General features: G+C 59.5%; 13 protein-coding genes. 8 read left to right on the forward strand and 5 right to left on the reverse strand.

Annotated elements, in window-relative coordinates:
• The first annotated feature begins 1 nt into the window (after position 1).
• Positions 2-664 (forward strand): response regulator, encoded by a 663-nt coding sequence (locus PFAS1_RS28035; protein ID WP_076031378.1) that lies wholly within the window; start codon positions 2-4, stop codon positions 662-664.
• Positions 661-2,046: an ATP-binding protein gene (locus tag PFAS1_RS28040; protein ID WP_076031379.1), complete on the forward strand. Its 1,386-nt coding sequence runs from the start codon at positions 661-663 to the stop codon at positions 2,044-2,046. The genes PFAS1_RS28035 and PFAS1_RS28040 overlap by 4 nt, the downstream gene beginning before the upstream one ends.
• A 118-nt stretch (positions 2,047-2,164) precedes the next feature.
• Here PFAS1_RS28040 and PFAS1_RS28045 read toward each other — a convergent pair whose 3' ends face one another.
• Complete coding sequence (locus PFAS1_RS28045; protein ID WP_076031380.1) at positions 2,165-3,061, reverse strand: LysR family transcriptional regulator; 897 nt, start codon at positions 3,059-3,061, stop codon at positions 2,165-2,167.
• 121 nt (positions 3,062-3,182) lie between these two features.
• On the opposite strand from PFAS1_RS28045, the gene PFAS1_RS28050 reads away from it, so the two are divergent.
• The 4 genes from PFAS1_RS28050 (at position 3,183) to PFAS1_RS28065 (ending at position 9,247) form a co-directional block, all read left to right on the forward strand.
• The gene (locus PFAS1_RS28050; RefSeq protein ID WP_076031381.1) at positions 3,183-4,847 is read left to right on the forward strand and encodes a GMC family oxidoreductase; all 1,665 of its coding nucleotides are present in this window, start codon (positions 3,183-3,185) and stop codon (positions 4,845-4,847) included.
• Between the two features lie 157 nt (positions 4,848-5,004).
• Complete coding sequence (locus tag PFAS1_RS28055) at positions 5,005-6,627, forward strand: MFS transporter (protein ID WP_076031382.1); 1,623 nt, start codon at positions 5,005-5,007, stop codon at positions 6,625-6,627.
• A gap of 201 nt (positions 6,628-6,828) precedes the next feature.
• Positions 6,829-7,971 carry an FMN-dependent L-lactate dehydrogenase LldD gene (gene lldD, locus PFAS1_RS28060; RefSeq protein WP_076031383.1) on the forward strand — a complete coding sequence of 381 codons (1,143 nt, stop codon included), beginning with the start codon at positions 6,829-6,831 and terminating at the stop codon, positions 7,969-7,971.
• Positions 7,972-8,299: 328 nt separating this feature from the next.
• On the forward strand, positions 8,300-9,247 hold the full coding sequence (locus tag PFAS1_RS28065) for an IS110 family RNA-guided transposase (RefSeq protein WP_074871984.1): 948 nt from the start codon (positions 8,300-8,302) through the stop codon (positions 9,245-9,247).
• A gap of 115 nt (positions 9,248-9,362) precedes the next feature.
• Here the strand turns inward: PFAS1_RS28065 and PFAS1_RS28070 are convergent, their stop codons facing one another.
• The 4 genes from PFAS1_RS28070 to PFAS1_RS28085 all read right to left on the reverse strand — a co-directional run bounded on the left by PFAS1_RS28070 (position 9,363) and on the right by PFAS1_RS28085 (position 13,876).
• The gene (locus PFAS1_RS28070) at positions 9,363-11,837 is read right to left on the reverse strand and encodes a TonB-dependent siderophore receptor (RefSeq protein WP_076031384.1); all 2,475 of its coding nucleotides are present in this window, start codon (positions 11,835-11,837) and stop codon (positions 9,363-9,365) included.
• A gap of 106 nt (positions 11,838-11,943) precedes the next feature.
• The gene (locus PFAS1_RS28075) at positions 11,944-12,897 is read right to left on the reverse strand and encodes a FecR domain-containing protein (protein WP_076031385.1); all 954 of its coding nucleotides are present in this window, start codon (positions 12,895-12,897) and stop codon (positions 11,944-11,946) included.
• A complete protein-coding gene (locus PFAS1_RS28080) occupies positions 12,894-13,415 on the reverse strand; it encodes a sigma-70 family RNA polymerase sigma factor (RefSeq protein WP_076031386.1) in 522 nt (173 codons plus the stop codon). The genes PFAS1_RS28075 and PFAS1_RS28080 overlap by 4 nt, the downstream gene beginning before the upstream one ends.
• A gap of 92 nt (positions 13,416-13,507) precedes the next feature.
• Positions 13,508-13,876 (reverse strand): DUF427 domain-containing protein, encoded by a 369-nt coding sequence (locus PFAS1_RS28085; protein ID WP_074875946.1) that lies wholly within the window; start codon positions 13,874-13,876, stop codon positions 13,508-13,510.
• A 260-nt stretch (positions 13,877-14,136) separates the two neighbouring features.
• Here PFAS1_RS28085 and PFAS1_RS28090 point away from each other — a divergent pair, with 260 nt between their 5' ends.
• Both PFAS1_RS28090 and PFAS1_RS28100 read left to right on the forward strand, forming a co-directional pair.
• The gene (locus PFAS1_RS28090) at positions 14,137-16,086 is read left to right on the forward strand and encodes a DNA topoisomerase III (protein WP_076031387.1); all 1,950 of its coding nucleotides are present in this window, start codon (positions 14,137-14,139) and stop codon (positions 16,084-16,086) included.
• Positions 16,087-16,485: 399 nt separating this feature from the next.
• Positions 16,486-17,007, forward strand: coding sequence for a GNAT family N-acetyltransferase (locus PFAS1_RS28100; protein WP_076031623.1), 522 nt, complete (start codon positions 16,486-16,488; stop codon positions 17,005-17,007).
• The last annotated feature ends 149 nt before the right edge of the window (positions 17,008-17,156 follow it).

Below are 17,156 nucleotides of genomic sequence, written 5' to 3' on the forward strand. Positions count from 1 at the left end.
TGTGCGCTTATTACTGATTGAGGATGACACGGCCCTGGGCGAAGGCATCCAGCAGGCCCTGGGCCGCGAAGGTTACACCGTCGACTGGTTGCAGGACGGCAGCAGCGCCTTGCATTCGCTGCTCAGCGAATCCTTCGACCTGGCTGTGCTCGACCTCGGCCTGCCGCGCATGGACGGGCTGCAAGTATTACGCCGCTTGCGTGACAGCGGCTCCAACCTGCCGGTTCTGATCCTCACCGCGCGGGACGCCACCGAAGACCGTATCGCCGGGCTGGATGCCGGGGCCGACGATTACCTGATCAAGCCCTTTGATCTGTCCGAACTCAAGGCGCGTCTGCGGGCCTTGCTGCGGCGCAGTGCCGGCCGCGCGCAGATGCTGATCGAACACGCCGGCATCAGCCTCAACCCTGGCACCCAGCAAGTCAGCTATCAGGGCGAACCGGTGGCGCTGACACCCAAGGAATATCAGCTGCTTCACGAATTGCTCTCGCCACCGGGCCGGGTCATGACCCGCGATCACTTGATGCAGTTGCTTTACGGCTGGAACGAGGAAGCCGAAAGCAACACCCTGGAAGTGCACATCCACCACCTGCGCAAGAAGTTCTCCACCGACCTGATCCGTACCATTCGCGGTGTCGGTTACCTGGTGGAGGAGCGTCGATGACGTCCATTCGGCGCCGCACCCTGACGCTGATCATCGGCCTGGTGCTCGCCGGTCTGGCGGTGATCAGTGTGTTCAACTGGAACGACAGCAACCACGAAATTGCCGAAGTCTATGACGCCCAGCTCGCACAGAACGCCCGGCTGCTGCAGGGTGTGATGCGCATGCCGCTGGCCAGCAAGGAACACGCCGAGCTGTATCAGGCGTTCAACAAAGCCCTGGGCGAAGCGGTGCCGAGCGTCGATGGCCATCCCTATGAAAGCAAGATTGCCTTTCAGGTCTGGAATCGTCAGGGCGAAGTGCTGGTGCACACCGCCAGCGCGCCCTCCTTCACCGCGCCCCCGTCGCAACCCGGTTTCAGCGATGTGGTGGATCTGAACCACCGCCATTGGCGCGCGTTCATGCTGGAAGACAAACAAACGGATTTACGGATCTGGGTGGGCGAACGCGACGATGTGCGTTCGGACCTGGTGGACCGGATCCTGCGCCATACCCTGTGGCCCAATGTGCTGGGCAGCCTGATTCTGGTGGCGTTGGTCTGGCTGGCCATTGGCTGGGGCCTCAAGCCCCTGGCCGATATGGCGGCGACGTTGCGGGCACGGCACAGCGGTTCTCTGGAACCGCTGCAACTGACCCCGCTGCCCAGCGAGCTCGAACCGATGCAAGCGGCGCTCAATCGCATGCTCACGCAAATTCAGGAAGTGCTCGGCCGCGAGCGGCGCTTTATCGCCGACGCCGCCCATGAAATGCGCACGCCCTTGGCGGTGCTGCGGGTGCATGCGCAAAACCTGTTGGAAGCCGGCACCGACCAAGAGCGCCGGGAATCCTTGGCGTTTCTGATTTCGGGCGTGGACCGAGCCAGCCGATTGGTCAACCAATTGCTGACCATGGCTCGCCTTGAACCCACAGCCGTAATGCCGGTGCTGCACTCGATCGACCTGACTCAAACGGTGCGCGACAGCCTGGCTCAGCTAACACCCTGGTTACTGAGCAAGAACCTTGAGCTGGCTTTCGACGTCACTGACCGGCCCCTGAACGTAATCGCTGACGCCGCCGCCATCGACATCGCCCTGAATAACCTGATCAGCAACGCGGCAAATTTTTCCCCCGCGCACGGCGTCATCACCGTGCGCCTCGATCAGGCTGACGGGTTCTATTCATTGAGTGTCGAAGATCAGGGGCCAGGCATCGACGAAGCTGAACGCGGCCGGTTGTTCGAACGTTTTTACAGTCGCGGTAACGTCCAGGGGGCGGGATTGGGGCTGACGATCGTCAACACCATTGCGACTCGGCTGGGCGGACAAATCACCCTGGTCAACCGGCCGGAGGGCGGGTTGCGGGCGACGCTGTCGATTCCGGACGGCCCGTGTTCCGCGATGCCCTAGGTTTCACGTGGGAGCGCTTGAAACATCAAGGCTCCTGATCGGTGTGTAGCGAGGCTTGCCCGCGAAGAACGAATAGGCGGTGTGTCAGGCCTGACGCCTTCGCGAGCAAGCTTCGCTCCTACAGCGGATTTGGGCTTAGTAATAAGTCTTGCTCGGCCTCACATAACCCCACCACGTAATCCCACAACACCCGCAACCGCACTGACTTGTGCAGCTCACGTCGCGTGCTGATCCAGTAGCTGCGCTGAATACCCTCATCCGGCAGCAACGGCACCAGGCCGGGATCGGCGCTGGCCATGTAGCACGGCAGCACGGCGATCCCCAACCCGGAACGCGCGGCCTGTTGTTGGGCGATGACGCTGGTACTGTGAAACACCACCTGCGGATTGCGGCAGAAGCTGTTGAGGAACATCAGTTCCTGGCTGAACAGCAAGTCATCGACATAGCCGATCCAGGCGTGGCGAGCGAGGTCTTCGCGGCTGCGCAGCGGTGGCGAACGGTCCAGATACTCCTGGCTGGCGTACAGCGCCAAACGATAGTCAGTCAGCTTGCGCGTGACCAGCATGTCGGCGGCCGGGCGCTCCAGGTGGATGCTGATTTCGGCCTCGCGGTTGAGAATGCTGACGAAACGCGGCACCGCCACCAGTTCCACTTCCAGCCCCGGATAACGTTCGAACAAGCCGTTCATGCGGCTGGCGAGGAACATGATGCCCAACCCTTCGGTCACGCCGACGCGGATCTTGCCTAACGGTGCACTCGACTGAGTGATTTCTTCCTGAGCCAGCAAGGCGACGTTTTCCATGGCTTCGGCGTGTTTGAGCAACGCTTCGCCCGCCGGGGTCAGCTCATAACCCTGGGCATGCTGGACAAACAACGCCGTGCCGAGGCTCTTTTCGATGGCCTCGATGTGCCGGGCCACGGTGGCGTGGGTGGTGTTCAAACGGCGGGCAGCGGTGAGCAAACGCCCGCTGCGCTGCAACTCGAGAAAAAACCGCAGGTCATTCCAGTCGAACATGAACCGTCCTTGAAGTAAGGCTGTTTAAAAACGCACAGCGGCTGCGCAAAAACTAACATTCTTTTGACGAAAGCTAACAACTAGGATGACCAACAACAAGAACAACAACATGAGGTCATGGATGCAGACTTCCCTGGATGAATTCGACTACATCGTGGTCGGTGCCGGCCCGGCCGGTTGTTTGCTGGCCAATCGGTTGTCGGCCGATCCGCAGAACCGCGTGCTGCTGCTCGAAGCCGGCGGCCGCGACAACTATGCGTGGATTCACATCCCCGTGGGTTACCTGTTCTGCATCGGCAACCCGCGCACCGACTGGTGCTTCAAGACCGAAGCGCAACCCGGCCTTCAAGGTCGCACCCTGAGTTACCCGCGTGGCAAGGTGCTCGGTGGCTGTTCGTCGATCAACGGCATGATCTACATGCGCGGCCAGGCTGGCGACTACGACGGCTGGGCGGCGCAGGGCAATCCCGGCTGGAGCTGGAACGACGTGCTGCCGTTGTTCAAAAAAAGCGAAAACCATTTTGCTGGCGACTCGGAGTTTCACGGCGCAGCCGGGGAATGGCGGATCGAACGTCAGCGGCTGTCGTGGCCGATTCTCGATGCCTTCCAAAGCGCCGCCGAGCAAACCGGCATCGCCAGCATCGATGACTTCAACCAGGGCGACAACGAAGGCTGCGGCTACTTCCAGGTCAATCAGAAGGCCGGTATTCGCTGGAACGCGGCCAAGGCGTTTCTCAAACCGATCCGCAACCGCCCCAATCTCACCGTGCTGACCAACGTCGAAGTGGATCGCGTGCTACTGGAAAACGGCCGTGCATCAGCGGTCACTGCGCGTTGGCAGGGTCAGGCGAAAACCTTCAAGGCGCGCAAGGAAATCGTGCTGTGCGCCGGTGCCGTCGGCTCGCCGAGCATCCTGCAACGTTCGGGAATCGGCCCTCGCCCGCTCCTGCAAAAACTGGGGATTGGCGTTGCCCATGAACTGCCCGGCGTGGGTGGCAATCTGCAGGATCACCTGCAATTGCGCCTGATCTACAAACTGGAAAACGCCCGTACGCTGAATCAAATTGCCGGCAGCCTGTGGGGCAAGATGGGCATGGGCCTGCGCTACCTGTATGACCGCAGCGGCCCGCTGTCCATGGCGCCGAGCCAACTCGGGGCCTTCGCCCGTTCGGGACCGGAGCAGACGTCGGCGAATCTCGAGTACCACGTTCAGCCGCTGTCTCTGGAGCGTTTCGGTGAGCCATTGCACGCCTTCCCCGCCTTCACGGCGTCGGTGTGCGATCTGCGCCCGCAAAGCCGTGGTCGCATCGAGATTCGCTCCACCGATCCGCAGGAAGCGCCACTGATTCAGCCCAATTACTTGAGCCATCCGCAGGACTTGCGGGTGGCAGCAGACGCGATTCGCCTGACCCGCCGCATCGTCGCCGCGCCGGCCTTGCAAGCGTTCAAACCGGTCGAGTACTTGCCCGGCGACAGCTTGCAGAGCGACGAAGAATTGCATGAAGCCGCCGCCCGCATCGGCACAACGATTTTCCATCCAGTCGGCACCTGCCGCATGGGCAATGACGCGGATGCCGTGGTTGATGCACAACTCAAAGTCCATGGCATCCCAGGCCTGCGCATCGCCGACGCCTCGATCATGCCGCGCATCACCTCGGGCAACACCTGTTCGCCTACGCTGATGATTGCCGAAAAGGCAGCACAAATGATCCTTAACCCTTCGACTGTAGACCTATCCCCTGTGGGAGCGGGCTTGCTCGCGAAGGCGGCTTTACATTCAACATAGATGTCGACTGACCCACCGCTTTCGTCGGAACGCCGCCCGGAGCAAGCCCGCTCCCACAGGGGATTTGTATTTGATTCACGGACATTGAGCTTTAACCCTGCAAGGAAAACGCAACACCAGTGGAACAAAAAAAACAATCACTGTGAGGGATACCGATATGTCAGAACATGTTCAGCCCCTGGAAGCCGTGCGCAGCGCGGGCACCAGCAAGGAAACCCAGAAGGTCATCTTCGCCTCGTCGCTCGGGACAGTCTTCGAGTGGTATGACTTTTTCCTCTATGGCGCCCTCGCGGCGGTGATCAGCAAACAGTTTTTTGCCGGAGTCAACGACACCACGGCGTTCATCTTTGCGCTGATGGCCTTCGCTGCCGGCTTCATCGTTCGGCCGTTCGGCGCCTTGGTTTTCGGCCGGTTGGGGGACATGATCGGGCGTAAATATACCTTCCTTGCGACCATCATTCTCATGGGCGTGGCGACCTTCTGCGTCGGGCTGTTGCCGACTTATTCGAGTATCGGCATTGCCGCGCCGATCATCCTCGTGGTGCTGCGCATGCTTCAGGGCCTGGCCCTGGGTGGTGAATACGGCGGCGCTGCGACCTATGTCGCGGAACACGCACCGATGGGTAAACGCGGTTTCCACACCAGCTGGATTCAGTCCACTGCAACCCTCGGCTTGCTCCTGTCGCTGCTGGTGGTGCTCGGTTGCCGCTACTTCACCGGTGACCAGTTCGAAGTCTGGGGCTGGCGGATTCCGTTCCTGTTCTCGATCATTTTGCTGGGCATCTCGACCTGGATTCGCATGAGCCTGCACGAGTCGCCGGCGTTCGTGAAAATGAAAGAGGAAGGCAAACTCTGCAAGTCGCCGCTGCGCGATTCCTTCGGCAAATGGGAAAACCTGAAAGTCGTGCTGATCGCCCTGTTCAGCATCAACGCTGGACAAGCCGTGACCTTCTACGCGGCGCAGTTCTACGTGCTGTTCTTCCTCACCCAGTTCCTGAAGATGGACCCGGCGTTGGCCAACAGCCTGCTGATCGTCAGTGTGATCATCGGCGCACCGTTCTTCATTTTCTTCGGCTGGCTGTCGGACAAGGTCGGGCGCAAACCGGTGCTGATGATCGGCCTGCTGCTGGCCACCGCACTGTACTTCCCGATCTTCAAGTCCATCGCCCACTACGCCAACCCGGCCATCGACCAGGCCAGCCGTCAGGCACCGATCACCGTACTGGCGGATCCGGCCACCTGCACCTTCCAGTTCGACCCGGTGGGCAAGGCGAAATTTGACAGCCCTTGCGACAAGGTCAAAACCTTCCTGGTGAAACAGGGCCTGCCCTACAACAGCGAAGCTCTACCGGCCGGCAGCACCGTGCAGGTGAGCGTCGGTGACGTGAAGCTCGAAGGCTACGATGAAGCGGCCCTGCGTGGCGCCGTGACGTTGGCCGGGTATCCGTCACAAGCCGACACGCAGCAGGTCAACAAGTCCATGATCGTGGCGTTGATGGTGGTGTTGATCATCATTTCGGCCATGTGCTACGGCCCGCTGGCAGCGCTGATGGTCGAACTGTTCCCGACCCGCATCCGCTACACCTCAATGTCCCTGCCGTACCACATTGGTAATGGCTGGTTCGGCGGTTTCCTGCCAACGGTGTCGTTTGCCTTGGTGGTGTACACCGGCGACATTTTCTACGGGCTGTGGTACCCGGTGTTGATAACCGGGGTGAGCCTGGTCGTCGGGATGATCTGTTTGCGTGAGACCAAGAACGTGGATCTGGATAAAAACTGAGCTCACCACAATCCTTGTGGTGAGGGGATTTATCGAAACGTCGCACCGCCCCGTTGGGCTGCGAAGCAGTCGTAAATCTGGACAATTCGGTTTGTTTGGACGGACGCTTGGGGCCGCTTCGCAGCCCAACGGGGATAAATCCCCTCGCCACAGGTAAGCTCGACGACATCGGCAGCCCCGCCACTCACAGACCGAGGCACCATGATCATTTCATCCGCATCTGACTATCGCGAGGCAGCACGTCGCAAACTCCCGCGTTTTTTGTTTGATTACATTGATGGCGGCGCCTACGCAGAGCATACGCTGAGGGCCAATAGCGCTGATCTGACCGGCATCAGCCTGCGTCAGCGCATTCTGAAAAACGTCGAAACCCTGAGCCTTGAAACCACCCTCTTCGACCAACCACTTTCGATGCCCATCATATTGGCCCCGGTCGGCCTGACGGGCATGTTCGCCCGTCGTGGTGAAGTGCAGGCGGTGAAAGCGGCGGAGAACAAAGGCATCCCGCTTTGCCTGTCAACGGTTTCGGTGTGCTCGATCGAGGAAGTCTCGGCACAAAGCCAACAGCCCATCTGGTTTCAGCTGTATGTGTTGAAGGACAGGGGTTTCATGAAAAATGCACTGGAGCGGGCGAAGGCCGCCGGTGTGAAAAACCTGGTGTTTACCGTGGACATGCCCACGCCCGGCGCCCGATACAGGGACGCACACTCGGGCATGTCAGGCCCTTTTGCGTCATCGCGGCGAATGCTTCAGGCCATGACCAAACCCGACTGGGCATTCAACGTCGGCCTCATGGGGCGTCCACACGACCTGGGCAATATCTCGAAGTACCTTGGCAAGGCCGTCACCCTCGAAGACTACATGGGCTGGCTGGCCAACAACTTCGACCCTTCGATCAGCTGGAGCGATCTGGAGTGGATCCGCGAGTTCTGGAAAGGCCCGATGATCATCAAAGGCATCCTTGATCCTCAGGACGCCCGGGATGCGGTCAGCTTTGGCGCGGATGGCATTGTCGTGTCGAACCACGGTGGGCGACAACTGGACGGCGTGCTCTCCACCACCAAGGCATTGCCGCCCATCATGCAAGCCATCGGTAATGATTTGACGGTGCTGGTCGACTCGGGAATCCGCTCGGGGCTTGATGTTGTACGGATGTTGGCGCTGGGCGCAAAAGGCGTATTGCTGGGGCGTTCCATGGCCTATGCACTGGCCGCCGATGGTCAGCGCGGAGTGGAAAATATGCTGGATATTTTCGCCAAGGAAATGCGCGTCGCCATGACCTTGACCGGGGTGACCTCGATTAGCCAGATTGATGAATCCACGCTGGTGGATGCTGTTCGATGAGAGATCAAAAGCCAAAGCCTGGCGCGGTATCTGTAGGAGCGAGCCTGCTCGCGAAATACGTCCGGACACCGCGTTCATTCAGACTGCACGCGTTATCGTTCACGTCCTTCGCGAGCAGGCTCGCTTGTATGGTAGGACTTGAAGGGAGGAGGAGGGACAAGGCTCGATTCTGACTGTTGACGCAGTACAGACCGTGGGAGATTTCGCCCCTCCTCCTTTCACCCAAGCGCCGATAAAGAATGCATCTGGCTAGACCGACGATAGGAACAAGCCTGCGCCTCTGGGTGAGCCCTTCAAGTGCTTAAAACCATATCCCGGAGGAAATCCAATGGCAATGCCGGTTTCTGTCACAAAGCCGATCGTAGGTGTGGATGTCGCCAAGAATGAACTGGTGATTTATCAGTCTGATGGGGATTTGCTTGAAGAGATTCCCAACACCAAAACATCCATCAAGCAGTGGCTGAAGGCGTTGTCGGGGACGGTGGCTATTGCCATTGAGGCGACCAACATTTACCACCTGGACTTCGCTGATCTGGCCTATGAGGCCGGTTGCACGATTTACATGGTGGGAGGCTATGAACTCAAACATTATCGCGAAGGCGTGAAGATCCGCGCCAAAACCGACGCACTGGATGCCAAGCTGCTGGCTCGTTACTTGAAGAACGAAGCCGAGGAGTTGCGTCCTTGGACCCCGCCCTCACCGCTGTACCGCCAGCTCCTGAGCCTTTTCCGCCGTCGCGCAGCCTTGGTCCAGGCCAGGGTCGGCCTGGTGCAGAGCTGGTCGAATGAGCCGCTGCTCAAGGCGGCTTTTGCCGAGCAAGTGAAGTCCATGCAGCAGCTTGAGACGCTGATCGAAAAGACGATCAACGATCAGCTCAAAGAAGCCGGTTTGCTCGGTCAATTGAAGCGCTGCCTGAAAGTTGAGGGTATTGGATTTTTGACTGGGGCCCGCTTGATAACTGCATTTCAGCGAGGAGATTTTAGAAACGCGGATGCATTTATCGCCTTCCTGGGCATGGATTTACGGGTGGCGAAATCAGGACAGAAGGACGCTCGCCGCAGTTTGACCAAGCGCGGCGACCCCGAGGCCCGCCGACTTCTGCACAATGCAGCGATGTCGGCTAGCCGTACGAAAGCCTGGAAAGGGTATTACGAAGAACAAAGAACGCGGGGTTTCAGCACCACTCAGGCGCTGGTGATGCTGGCTCGCAAGCTTGCTCGGGTGGTATTCGCCTTGCTGAAAGGGCAAAGCGAATATCAGCCAAAAGCCAGTTGAGGGCTTTCCCTCAACCATAGAATCTCCCACAGGGGGAATGCGTACGCTTTAAGCAGCCGTGACCGAAGAAACGGATATGCCCCCCAACATCAAGTGAACAGCATCACCATCACCGTCAGAAACTCGCCTTGACCGACACCATGAAGTTGCGAGGATCACCGTAGTAATTACCGAAGGTCTCGGTACCGATAGTGGCGTAGTAGCGCTTGTCGAACAGGTTGTTGCCGTTCAACGCCACCGACCAGGTGTCATCGATGCGATAGCCGATGCGACCGTTCCAGATCGCATAACCCGACTGGCTGATCTTCTTCCCGCTGACCGGCGACACCCGGAAATAATCGCTTTGCGCATTGACACCAGCACCGACAGTGAACCGCTCGAGCGACCCGCTCAGGGCATAATCGCCCCACATGCGCAACACATGCCGAGGCACATAACTGTTGAACGCTGCGCCATTGAGACTGGTGTCGATGTCGTCGAGGGTCTTGGTCTGCGTGTAGGTGTAACCCGCGAGCAACTGGAGTCGCTCGATGACTTCACCACTGATCTCGGCCTCGAAACCCTGGGCGCGAACTTTTCCGGCGTTGACGTAGCAGTAGCCATCCGATGACGGGCAACTTGAGTTGTAGTCAGTCTGCGCCTGGTCCTTCTGGATAGTCCGGAACAGGTTGAAAGAGCTGTTCAGGCGACCGTCGAACCAGGCGCCCTTGATGCCCAACTCATAGCTCTGGCCTACGAGCGGTTTGAGAGCGGACCCGTCTTCCGATCGGAAATTGCCTTGCGGGGTAAAAATATCCGAGTAGCTGGCATAGGCCGTCAGGTTTTCGTTCAGGTCCAGCAGCAGGCCGGCAAACGGCGTGACCTGGCCCGTCTCCGTAGTGCTGGAGTGTTCCGAGGTGCCGGAATTAATGAACACCGAATCGGTGTCTGAGCTGTACCAACTCACCCGACTGCCAGCCACCAGGGTCAGAGGATCCGCCAGCTTCAGGCGCAACGTAGAGTAAACGCCCTTCTGCCGGATGACTGAATTGACCGGCCCACCGCGTGACGAGTTGTCGATGAAGTAACTGTCGTCCGGCTCCGGAATATGTTTGTCGGGATTGAACACATTCTGTCGCTGCGGCAGAAACGCCACCGAGTAGAAGTCGTCTTTTTTCGAACGGCTGGCGTTGAACCCCACCACCAATTCATGTTGCTGACCGAACGCGCCGAACTTGCCATCCACGTACGCGTCAAGTCCGTAATCGACCTGATCGTAGTCGTACATGCTACCGAGGACGCCGGTGGTGTCCACGCCGGGCGTCACCGATCCGGAGGCGAACGCGTATTTGATGTCCTGAGTGTTCTTTGTATAAACGCTGGCGACCTTCAACGCCCAGTCTTCATTGATCTGATGTTTCAGGTCGCTGAAGACGGTGGTTCGCTGGCTGCGCCAGGTGTTCCAGGAAGGGTCGAGGCAAGTCGAGCGACTGAGTTTCAGATCACTGCCGTCCTTGTAACGAGGCAGGCCGCCCCAGCAAGGACTGGCGTCAATGTCTTCATAGGCAACACCCAGGCCGAGGGTCGTATCGGGATTCAGATCGACGTCGAGCGCGCCGTAGTACACCTGGTCCTTGCGACTGGCGTCGTCAACGAAATAGTGTCGGCTCTGCTCGGCGACGACGGCGCGTCCGCGAATGGTGCCGGACTCATTCAGCGGGCCACCGGTGTCGACCTGTCCGCGATAGTTGTCCCAACTGCCGCCGGACAGCGTGATGTCGGTATGTGGATCGGCCTGACCGCGCTTGCGAACGAAGTTCACCCCGCCAGCGGTGCCACCCGAGCCTTTCATCATCCCCGCGGCACCCCGCAGGATTTCGACCCGATCGTAATACGCCATGTCACCGCTGAAACTGTCGGCCTGGACATAGAGATTGCCCATGTCCAGCGGCACACCGTCGTACTGGTACTGGCCCGACATCCGGAACCCACGGGAATAGAAATATTTGCCGCCCATGGTCGAGTCGTAGACGGTAATGCCTGGGGTCTTTTCCATGACCTGATCGATGGTGTTGAGGTTCTGGTCATCGAGCATCTTGCGGGTCATCACGGTGATCGATTGCGGTGTCTCTTTCAGGGAGTGCTCACCCTTGCCGATAGTCACCGCTCCCGTCGTGTATGAGCCGCTGTTCTCGGTAGTCGCGCCCAGCATCTGCCCATTGATGTTGGTAGCACCCAACTCCAGCGCCGAACCGGCAGCGGGAACTGGCCGCAGTACGTAAGTGCCATTGGCCTGGGGATTGGCTTGCAGGCCGCTGCCGCCAAGAATGCGCGCGAAGCCTTCACTGACCCCGAACGCACCTTTGAGCCCGGGAGATTTCAACCCTTCGGTTTGTCGCGCATCAAAGGAAATGGCGGCACCCGCGGCACTGGCGAAATGGCTGAGGACTTCGGTCAGGCTGCCAGGCGCAATGTCGAAGGACTGCACCGAATTTTGTTGTTGCGCCGGGGCTGCGGTCGCTGCAACTGGCCATACGCACATCGACGTTGCCACAACTAATCCGACCTTCACTGCAATCGCCAGACGACCTGGCGTGTACACCCGAGACATGCTTACCCTCCCCCAAAACCAATCAATAAAAACTCACTGAGGGATGAGCCGAACGATGTGTATGAAAAGTGCAAAGGCAGAAAAGCTTTTTTGTGCGCTGCGTGCGCTACTGCAAATCGCTGCGCGAAACAGTGACCCAGTAACGGCTGTATCGGCTGACGCGAAGGGAGAAGCCGCTCTCCAGTGCGGCCAGCGCCAGGTCTGTGTTATCGATGGGAAACGCGCCGGACACCCTTAAATTGGCAATGCGCGGATCACAGCGCAGCACCCCGGCGCGATAGCGCGAAAGGTCGGCCAACAATTCGCCCAAGGGACGATCGATGGCGATGATACTGCCTCGCTGCCACGCGCCTGCCGATGCATCGTTGCGCCGTACCGTCCCCAGCGAAATGGCATTGAAGCCGATAGCCTGGCCAGCCTCGAGGCGCACTGTCGATCCACCGCCAGAGGTGACTTCCACCGCTTTCTCAAGCACCGCCACCTCGCCACTCTCACTTTGGGACCGAACGATAAAACGCGTCCCCAGCGCCAGCACCTCGCCATGGCGGGTGACCACCTTGAACGGCCGCTGCGAAGGATCGGCGGCGGTGGTGACGAGAATCTCGCCCCGCAACAGTTCCAGCACGCGTTGATGAGTGTCGAAACGCAGGTTGACCACGGTGTCGGTGTTCAGCAGCAATGAACTGCCATCCGCCAGGCGAAACTCCCGGCGCTCACCCACGGCGGTGTGGAAATCGGCAAGCAGGTCTTGGGTTGTTTCACTGCGCCAGCCGGACCAGCCCAGCGAACCAGCAGACGCCAACACCACCACACTGCGCAATATCTGGCGACGGGATCGCTCGGCCCCCCGCAAGGCCGGCGAAGCCAGGGCGCCCGGCACGCTGCTCATCTGCTCGCCGACAGCGGCCATGCGCTGCCAGGCCTGGCGATGTGCAGGATCAGCAACCAGCCAGTCATTCCACGCCGCACGATCCGAATCGGTCGCGACGCCGGACTGCAGCCGGGCGTACCACCGGGCGGCGATGCTGATTGCCTTTAACTCGACGGGCGACAGGCTCATGCGAGCTGCAACCGGATCTGCATCAGGCAGCAATGTTCCATGGCCTTGGCCATGTGATTGTTGACCGTGCGCACGCTGACACTCAGGCGCTCGGCAATTTGCGGATAGGTCAGGCCATCGAACTGAGACAGGATGAACGTTTGCTTGACCTTCGGCCCCAGCCCTTGCAGCAAACGGTCGATTTCCATCAGGGCCTGCAGCAGGATCGCCTGTTCCTCCAACGAGGGCTGTTGCCATTCGGGCATGGCGGCCAAGGCTTCCAGATAGGACTGCTCCAGCGAGCGCCGACGGAACAGATCGATCAGCAAGCCCTTGGCGATCATTGACAGGTAAGGTCGCGGCTCGCGAATCTCCAGCGCGTTGCGCGCCTTGATGACCCGGACGAAGGTGTCCTGCGCCAGGTCCGCCGCATCGAAGGCATTGCCCAGCCGTTTGCGCAGCCAGCCTTTGAGCCAACCGTGATGGTCGCAATACAGATCATTGACAGCGCTGCGCAGGGACAAATCGTTGACGGTCATGACAATAGAATAATTCGCGAGTGATAATGACTCGCATTGTCATCCGTGCAGGCGGTGATTGGCAATAGCCACCTTAGGCAAAAACCACCCTCTCACTCGATGTCCTTGAGCACCTCAAACGTGACTTGATCGGGATAGAAGGCCATATAGCCGCGAATCTGCTCGACCGACACTTTGGGGTCTTCATAGCTCCACACCGCGTTAGCGCCCTCATGTCCCGGGATTTGCAGACTGAAATAGCTGGCATCGCCCTTATAGGGGCAATAACTCGTGTGATCGGTGCGGGCAAAGTACTTTTCATCGATGTCTTCACGCGGTACGTAATACACCGGAGGGTAGTTGGCCTCGAGCAACACCAGCGCTCGTGCGGACGCGGCCACCTGGATGCCGTGAAACTTCACAAGCAGGCAGCCCGGCTGCTCTGCAATGGTGATGACAGGACTAGGACCGGTGCTTTTCATGAAATACGTTCCTCATGACGGTGATGGACCTGCAGGTGCGAGCGATGCGCGATTTATTAGGTATACCTCATGTTTTGCACTCATGACGGCTTCGCAGCCGAACGGGAGAGAGCCTCCTCGCCGATAGCGATCAGTGGGCTGCGAAGTCTGTGCAATGAATCGCAACGCACAGACTGTACATCCATACAGATAAAGATTGCCCCATCGCTCTTCAGCCGCCATCCTGTGCGCCTCTCGACAGTTGATGAGCGATGGTGGTTATGCGGCTGTACCTCTGTGAAAAACCTTCCCAGGCCAAAGACATTGCGGCCGTCCTCGGCGCCAGGCGTCGTGGCGACGGCTGCTGGCTGGGAACGGACGTCACGGTGACCTGGTGCATCGGCCATCTGCTGGAAACCGCGCCGCCCGACGCCTATGACGCGCGTTACAAGCGTTGGGTGCTGGCGGACCTGCCGATCATTCCAGAGAAGTGGAAAATGACCGTCAAGCCGCGTACGGCCAGCCAATACAAAGCGGTCAAGCGGCTGCTCGGCGAGGCCAGCGAACTGGTGATCGCCACCGACGCCGACCGTGAGGGCGAGATGATCGCCCGGGAACTGGTGGAGCATTGCCGTTATCGCGGGCCGATCCAGCGGCTATGGCTGTCGGCGCTGGACGATGCATCGATCCGCAAGGCATTGGCGGCACTGAAGCCGGGAGCAGAGACCTTTAGCCTTTACCATTCGGCGCTCGGGCGCTCGCGGGCCGATTGGCTGATCGGGATGAACATGAGTCGGCTGTTCACGCTGTTGGGGCGTCAGTCGGGTTATCAGGGCGTATTGCCGGTCGGTCGGGTGCAAACGCCGACCCTGCGCCTGGTGGTGGATCGCGACCGTAGCATCGCCGATTTCGTGCCAGTCGCCTATTGGGCCATCGACGTGCAACTGCTGCACGACGGCACTACGTTCACCGCCCAGTGGCGTGCAGCCTCAGAGGCTTGCGACGATCAGGATCGCTGCCTGAATCAGGCGTTGGCGCAGCAAGCAGCGGCGGCAATCGGCACTGCTGCGAGTGCCCGGGTGATCAAACTGCGTACCGAGCGAATGCGCGAAGTGGCGCCCCTGCCCTTCGATCTGGGCACCTTGCAGGAAGTCTGCTCGAAGAAGCTCGGGCTCGGCGCCCAGGAAACCCTCGACATCGCCCAGGCCCTTTACGAAACCCACAAGGTCATCACCTATCCACGCAGCGACTGCGGTTATTTGCCCGTGAGTCAGCACAGCGAAGCACCCAGCATACTTGCTGCCCTGAGGCAGGCTGATCCGGCGCTGAACGCCTTGAACGATTTCCTCGAGCCCCAGCGTCGCTCAAGGGCCTGGAACGACGCCAAGGTCAGCGCTCACCACGGCATCATCCCCACCGCTGCGGCGAAGAATCTCGAGCGACTGGCGGGCAAGCAGCGGGCGGTCTACACCCTGATCCGCGCGCGTTACCTGGCGCAGTTTCTGCCCAACCATGAATACGACCGGACCCAGGCCGACTTCGACTGCGCCGGTGAAGCCTTGCGTGCCGTCGGCAAGCAGATCGTCGAGCCCGGCTGGAAACGCGCCCTGCCCGAGGCCCTTGCCCCGGCCAAGGGCCGCGAAGCACCGGCGCCACAAACATTGCCGGCATTGGCTGAAGGACGTGACTGCGCAGTGGCCGACGTCAAGCTCAAGGACCTCTGGACGCAACCACCCAAACCGTTCACCGAAGGCGACCTGATCAAGGCGATGAAGAACGTCGCCAAACTGGTGGAAGATCCGCTGCTCAAACAGAAACTCAAGGACACCACTGGCATCGGCACTGAAGCGACCCGCGCTTCGATCATCCAGGGCCTTCTCGACCGTGGTTATCTGATCAAGAACGGCAAGGCCCTGGCCGCCACCCCGGCCGCGTTCAGCCTGATCGATGCCGTGCCGCGTGCCATCGCCGACCCCGGAACCACGGCGATTTGGGAGCAGGCGCTGGACATGGTGCAGAGCGGCGAGATGAGCCTGGAAGAATTCGTCACCAAACAGGCCGCGTGGATGAGCAAACAGGTCGCCCGTTGCGCCGGGCTGAGCCTGACCATCAGCGGACCGGCAAGCCCCGCCGGGCCCGGGGCAACACCGTGGAAAAACAAACGCAAGCCCGCCAAACGCAAGCCCACGACGGGCACCAAACGCGCAGCAAAACCGGCGAGCAAGGCCTGAGGGGATTTCGAGCGAGCCCGAATGGACTATGTTCTTTGTGGGAGCGGGCTTGCTCGCGAAGAGGGAGTGTCAGTCAACATTAGTGTTGCTGGCACACCGCTTTCGTCGGAACACCGCCCGGAGCAAGATTATGTGTTCACTTAAGAGAGTCTTGAATCAGAGAAACCTGTGGCGAGGGAGCTTGCTCCCGCTTGAGTGCGTAGCACTCACAAAAATCGGCAATGATTGTCAGATTTTTGGGGCCGCTACGCAGCCCAGCGCGAGCAAGCTCGCTCGCTCGCTCGCCACAAAGGTACGCACGATCCAAGAGCGCGCCTAAGTGAACAGCATTACCCGGAGCAAGCCAGCTCCCACAGCTTACCCGCCAGGCAACAACCCTGCTTTCTGAGAGGTATGATCATGGCGACAATCAGCAGCCAGCCCTTGATAGAACTGCACGCCGCACAGCGCGACGAACTGGAAACGATTGAAAACCTGATGCAGTTCTATCTGTATGACTTCAGCGAGTGGCTGCCGCTGAAGCTTGGTGAGCACGGCTTCTTCAACGCTCAGCCTAAACCTGGTTACTGGCGCAACCCCGCCACCAGGCCGTTTTTGATCAAGGTTGATGGAGAATTGGCCGGTTTCGTGACGGTGGATGATGAAACCCAAGTTCCCGGCGCCGAGTACAACATCGGCTACTTCTTTGTCAGTCGACGCTTTCGTGGCCAAGGCGTCGCGAAGTTTGTCGTTTCCACCCTCTTGAGCCGGTTCCCCGGTCAATGGCAAATTTTCCACCTCGACGTGAATCAACCTGCGCAGCGGTTCTGGGCTCGGGTCCTGCCTGATCTCACCCATGGCGAGTTCACCCTGCATCAGCAGCCGGTAGACGGTTATCCCTGCACCATTTACCGATTCCAGGCATCGCTGCCATCGTCCTGACTGGCGCGTTCCCATAGCGCTTTTTAATTCCAAACAACTTTGTCCGACAATATGTAGTGACCAAAAATAATCACTACAAAACCGTTGACGCCTCCGATTTGCCCTTGCATGATGCAGACGTCTCCCCGATCGGGAGTACAGGCAACACG

The organism is Pseudomonas frederiksbergensis (assembly GCF_001952935.1).
Lineage (GTDB): Bacteria > Pseudomonadota > Gammaproteobacteria > Pseudomonadales > Pseudomonadaceae > Aquipseudomonas > Aquipseudomonas frederiksbergensis.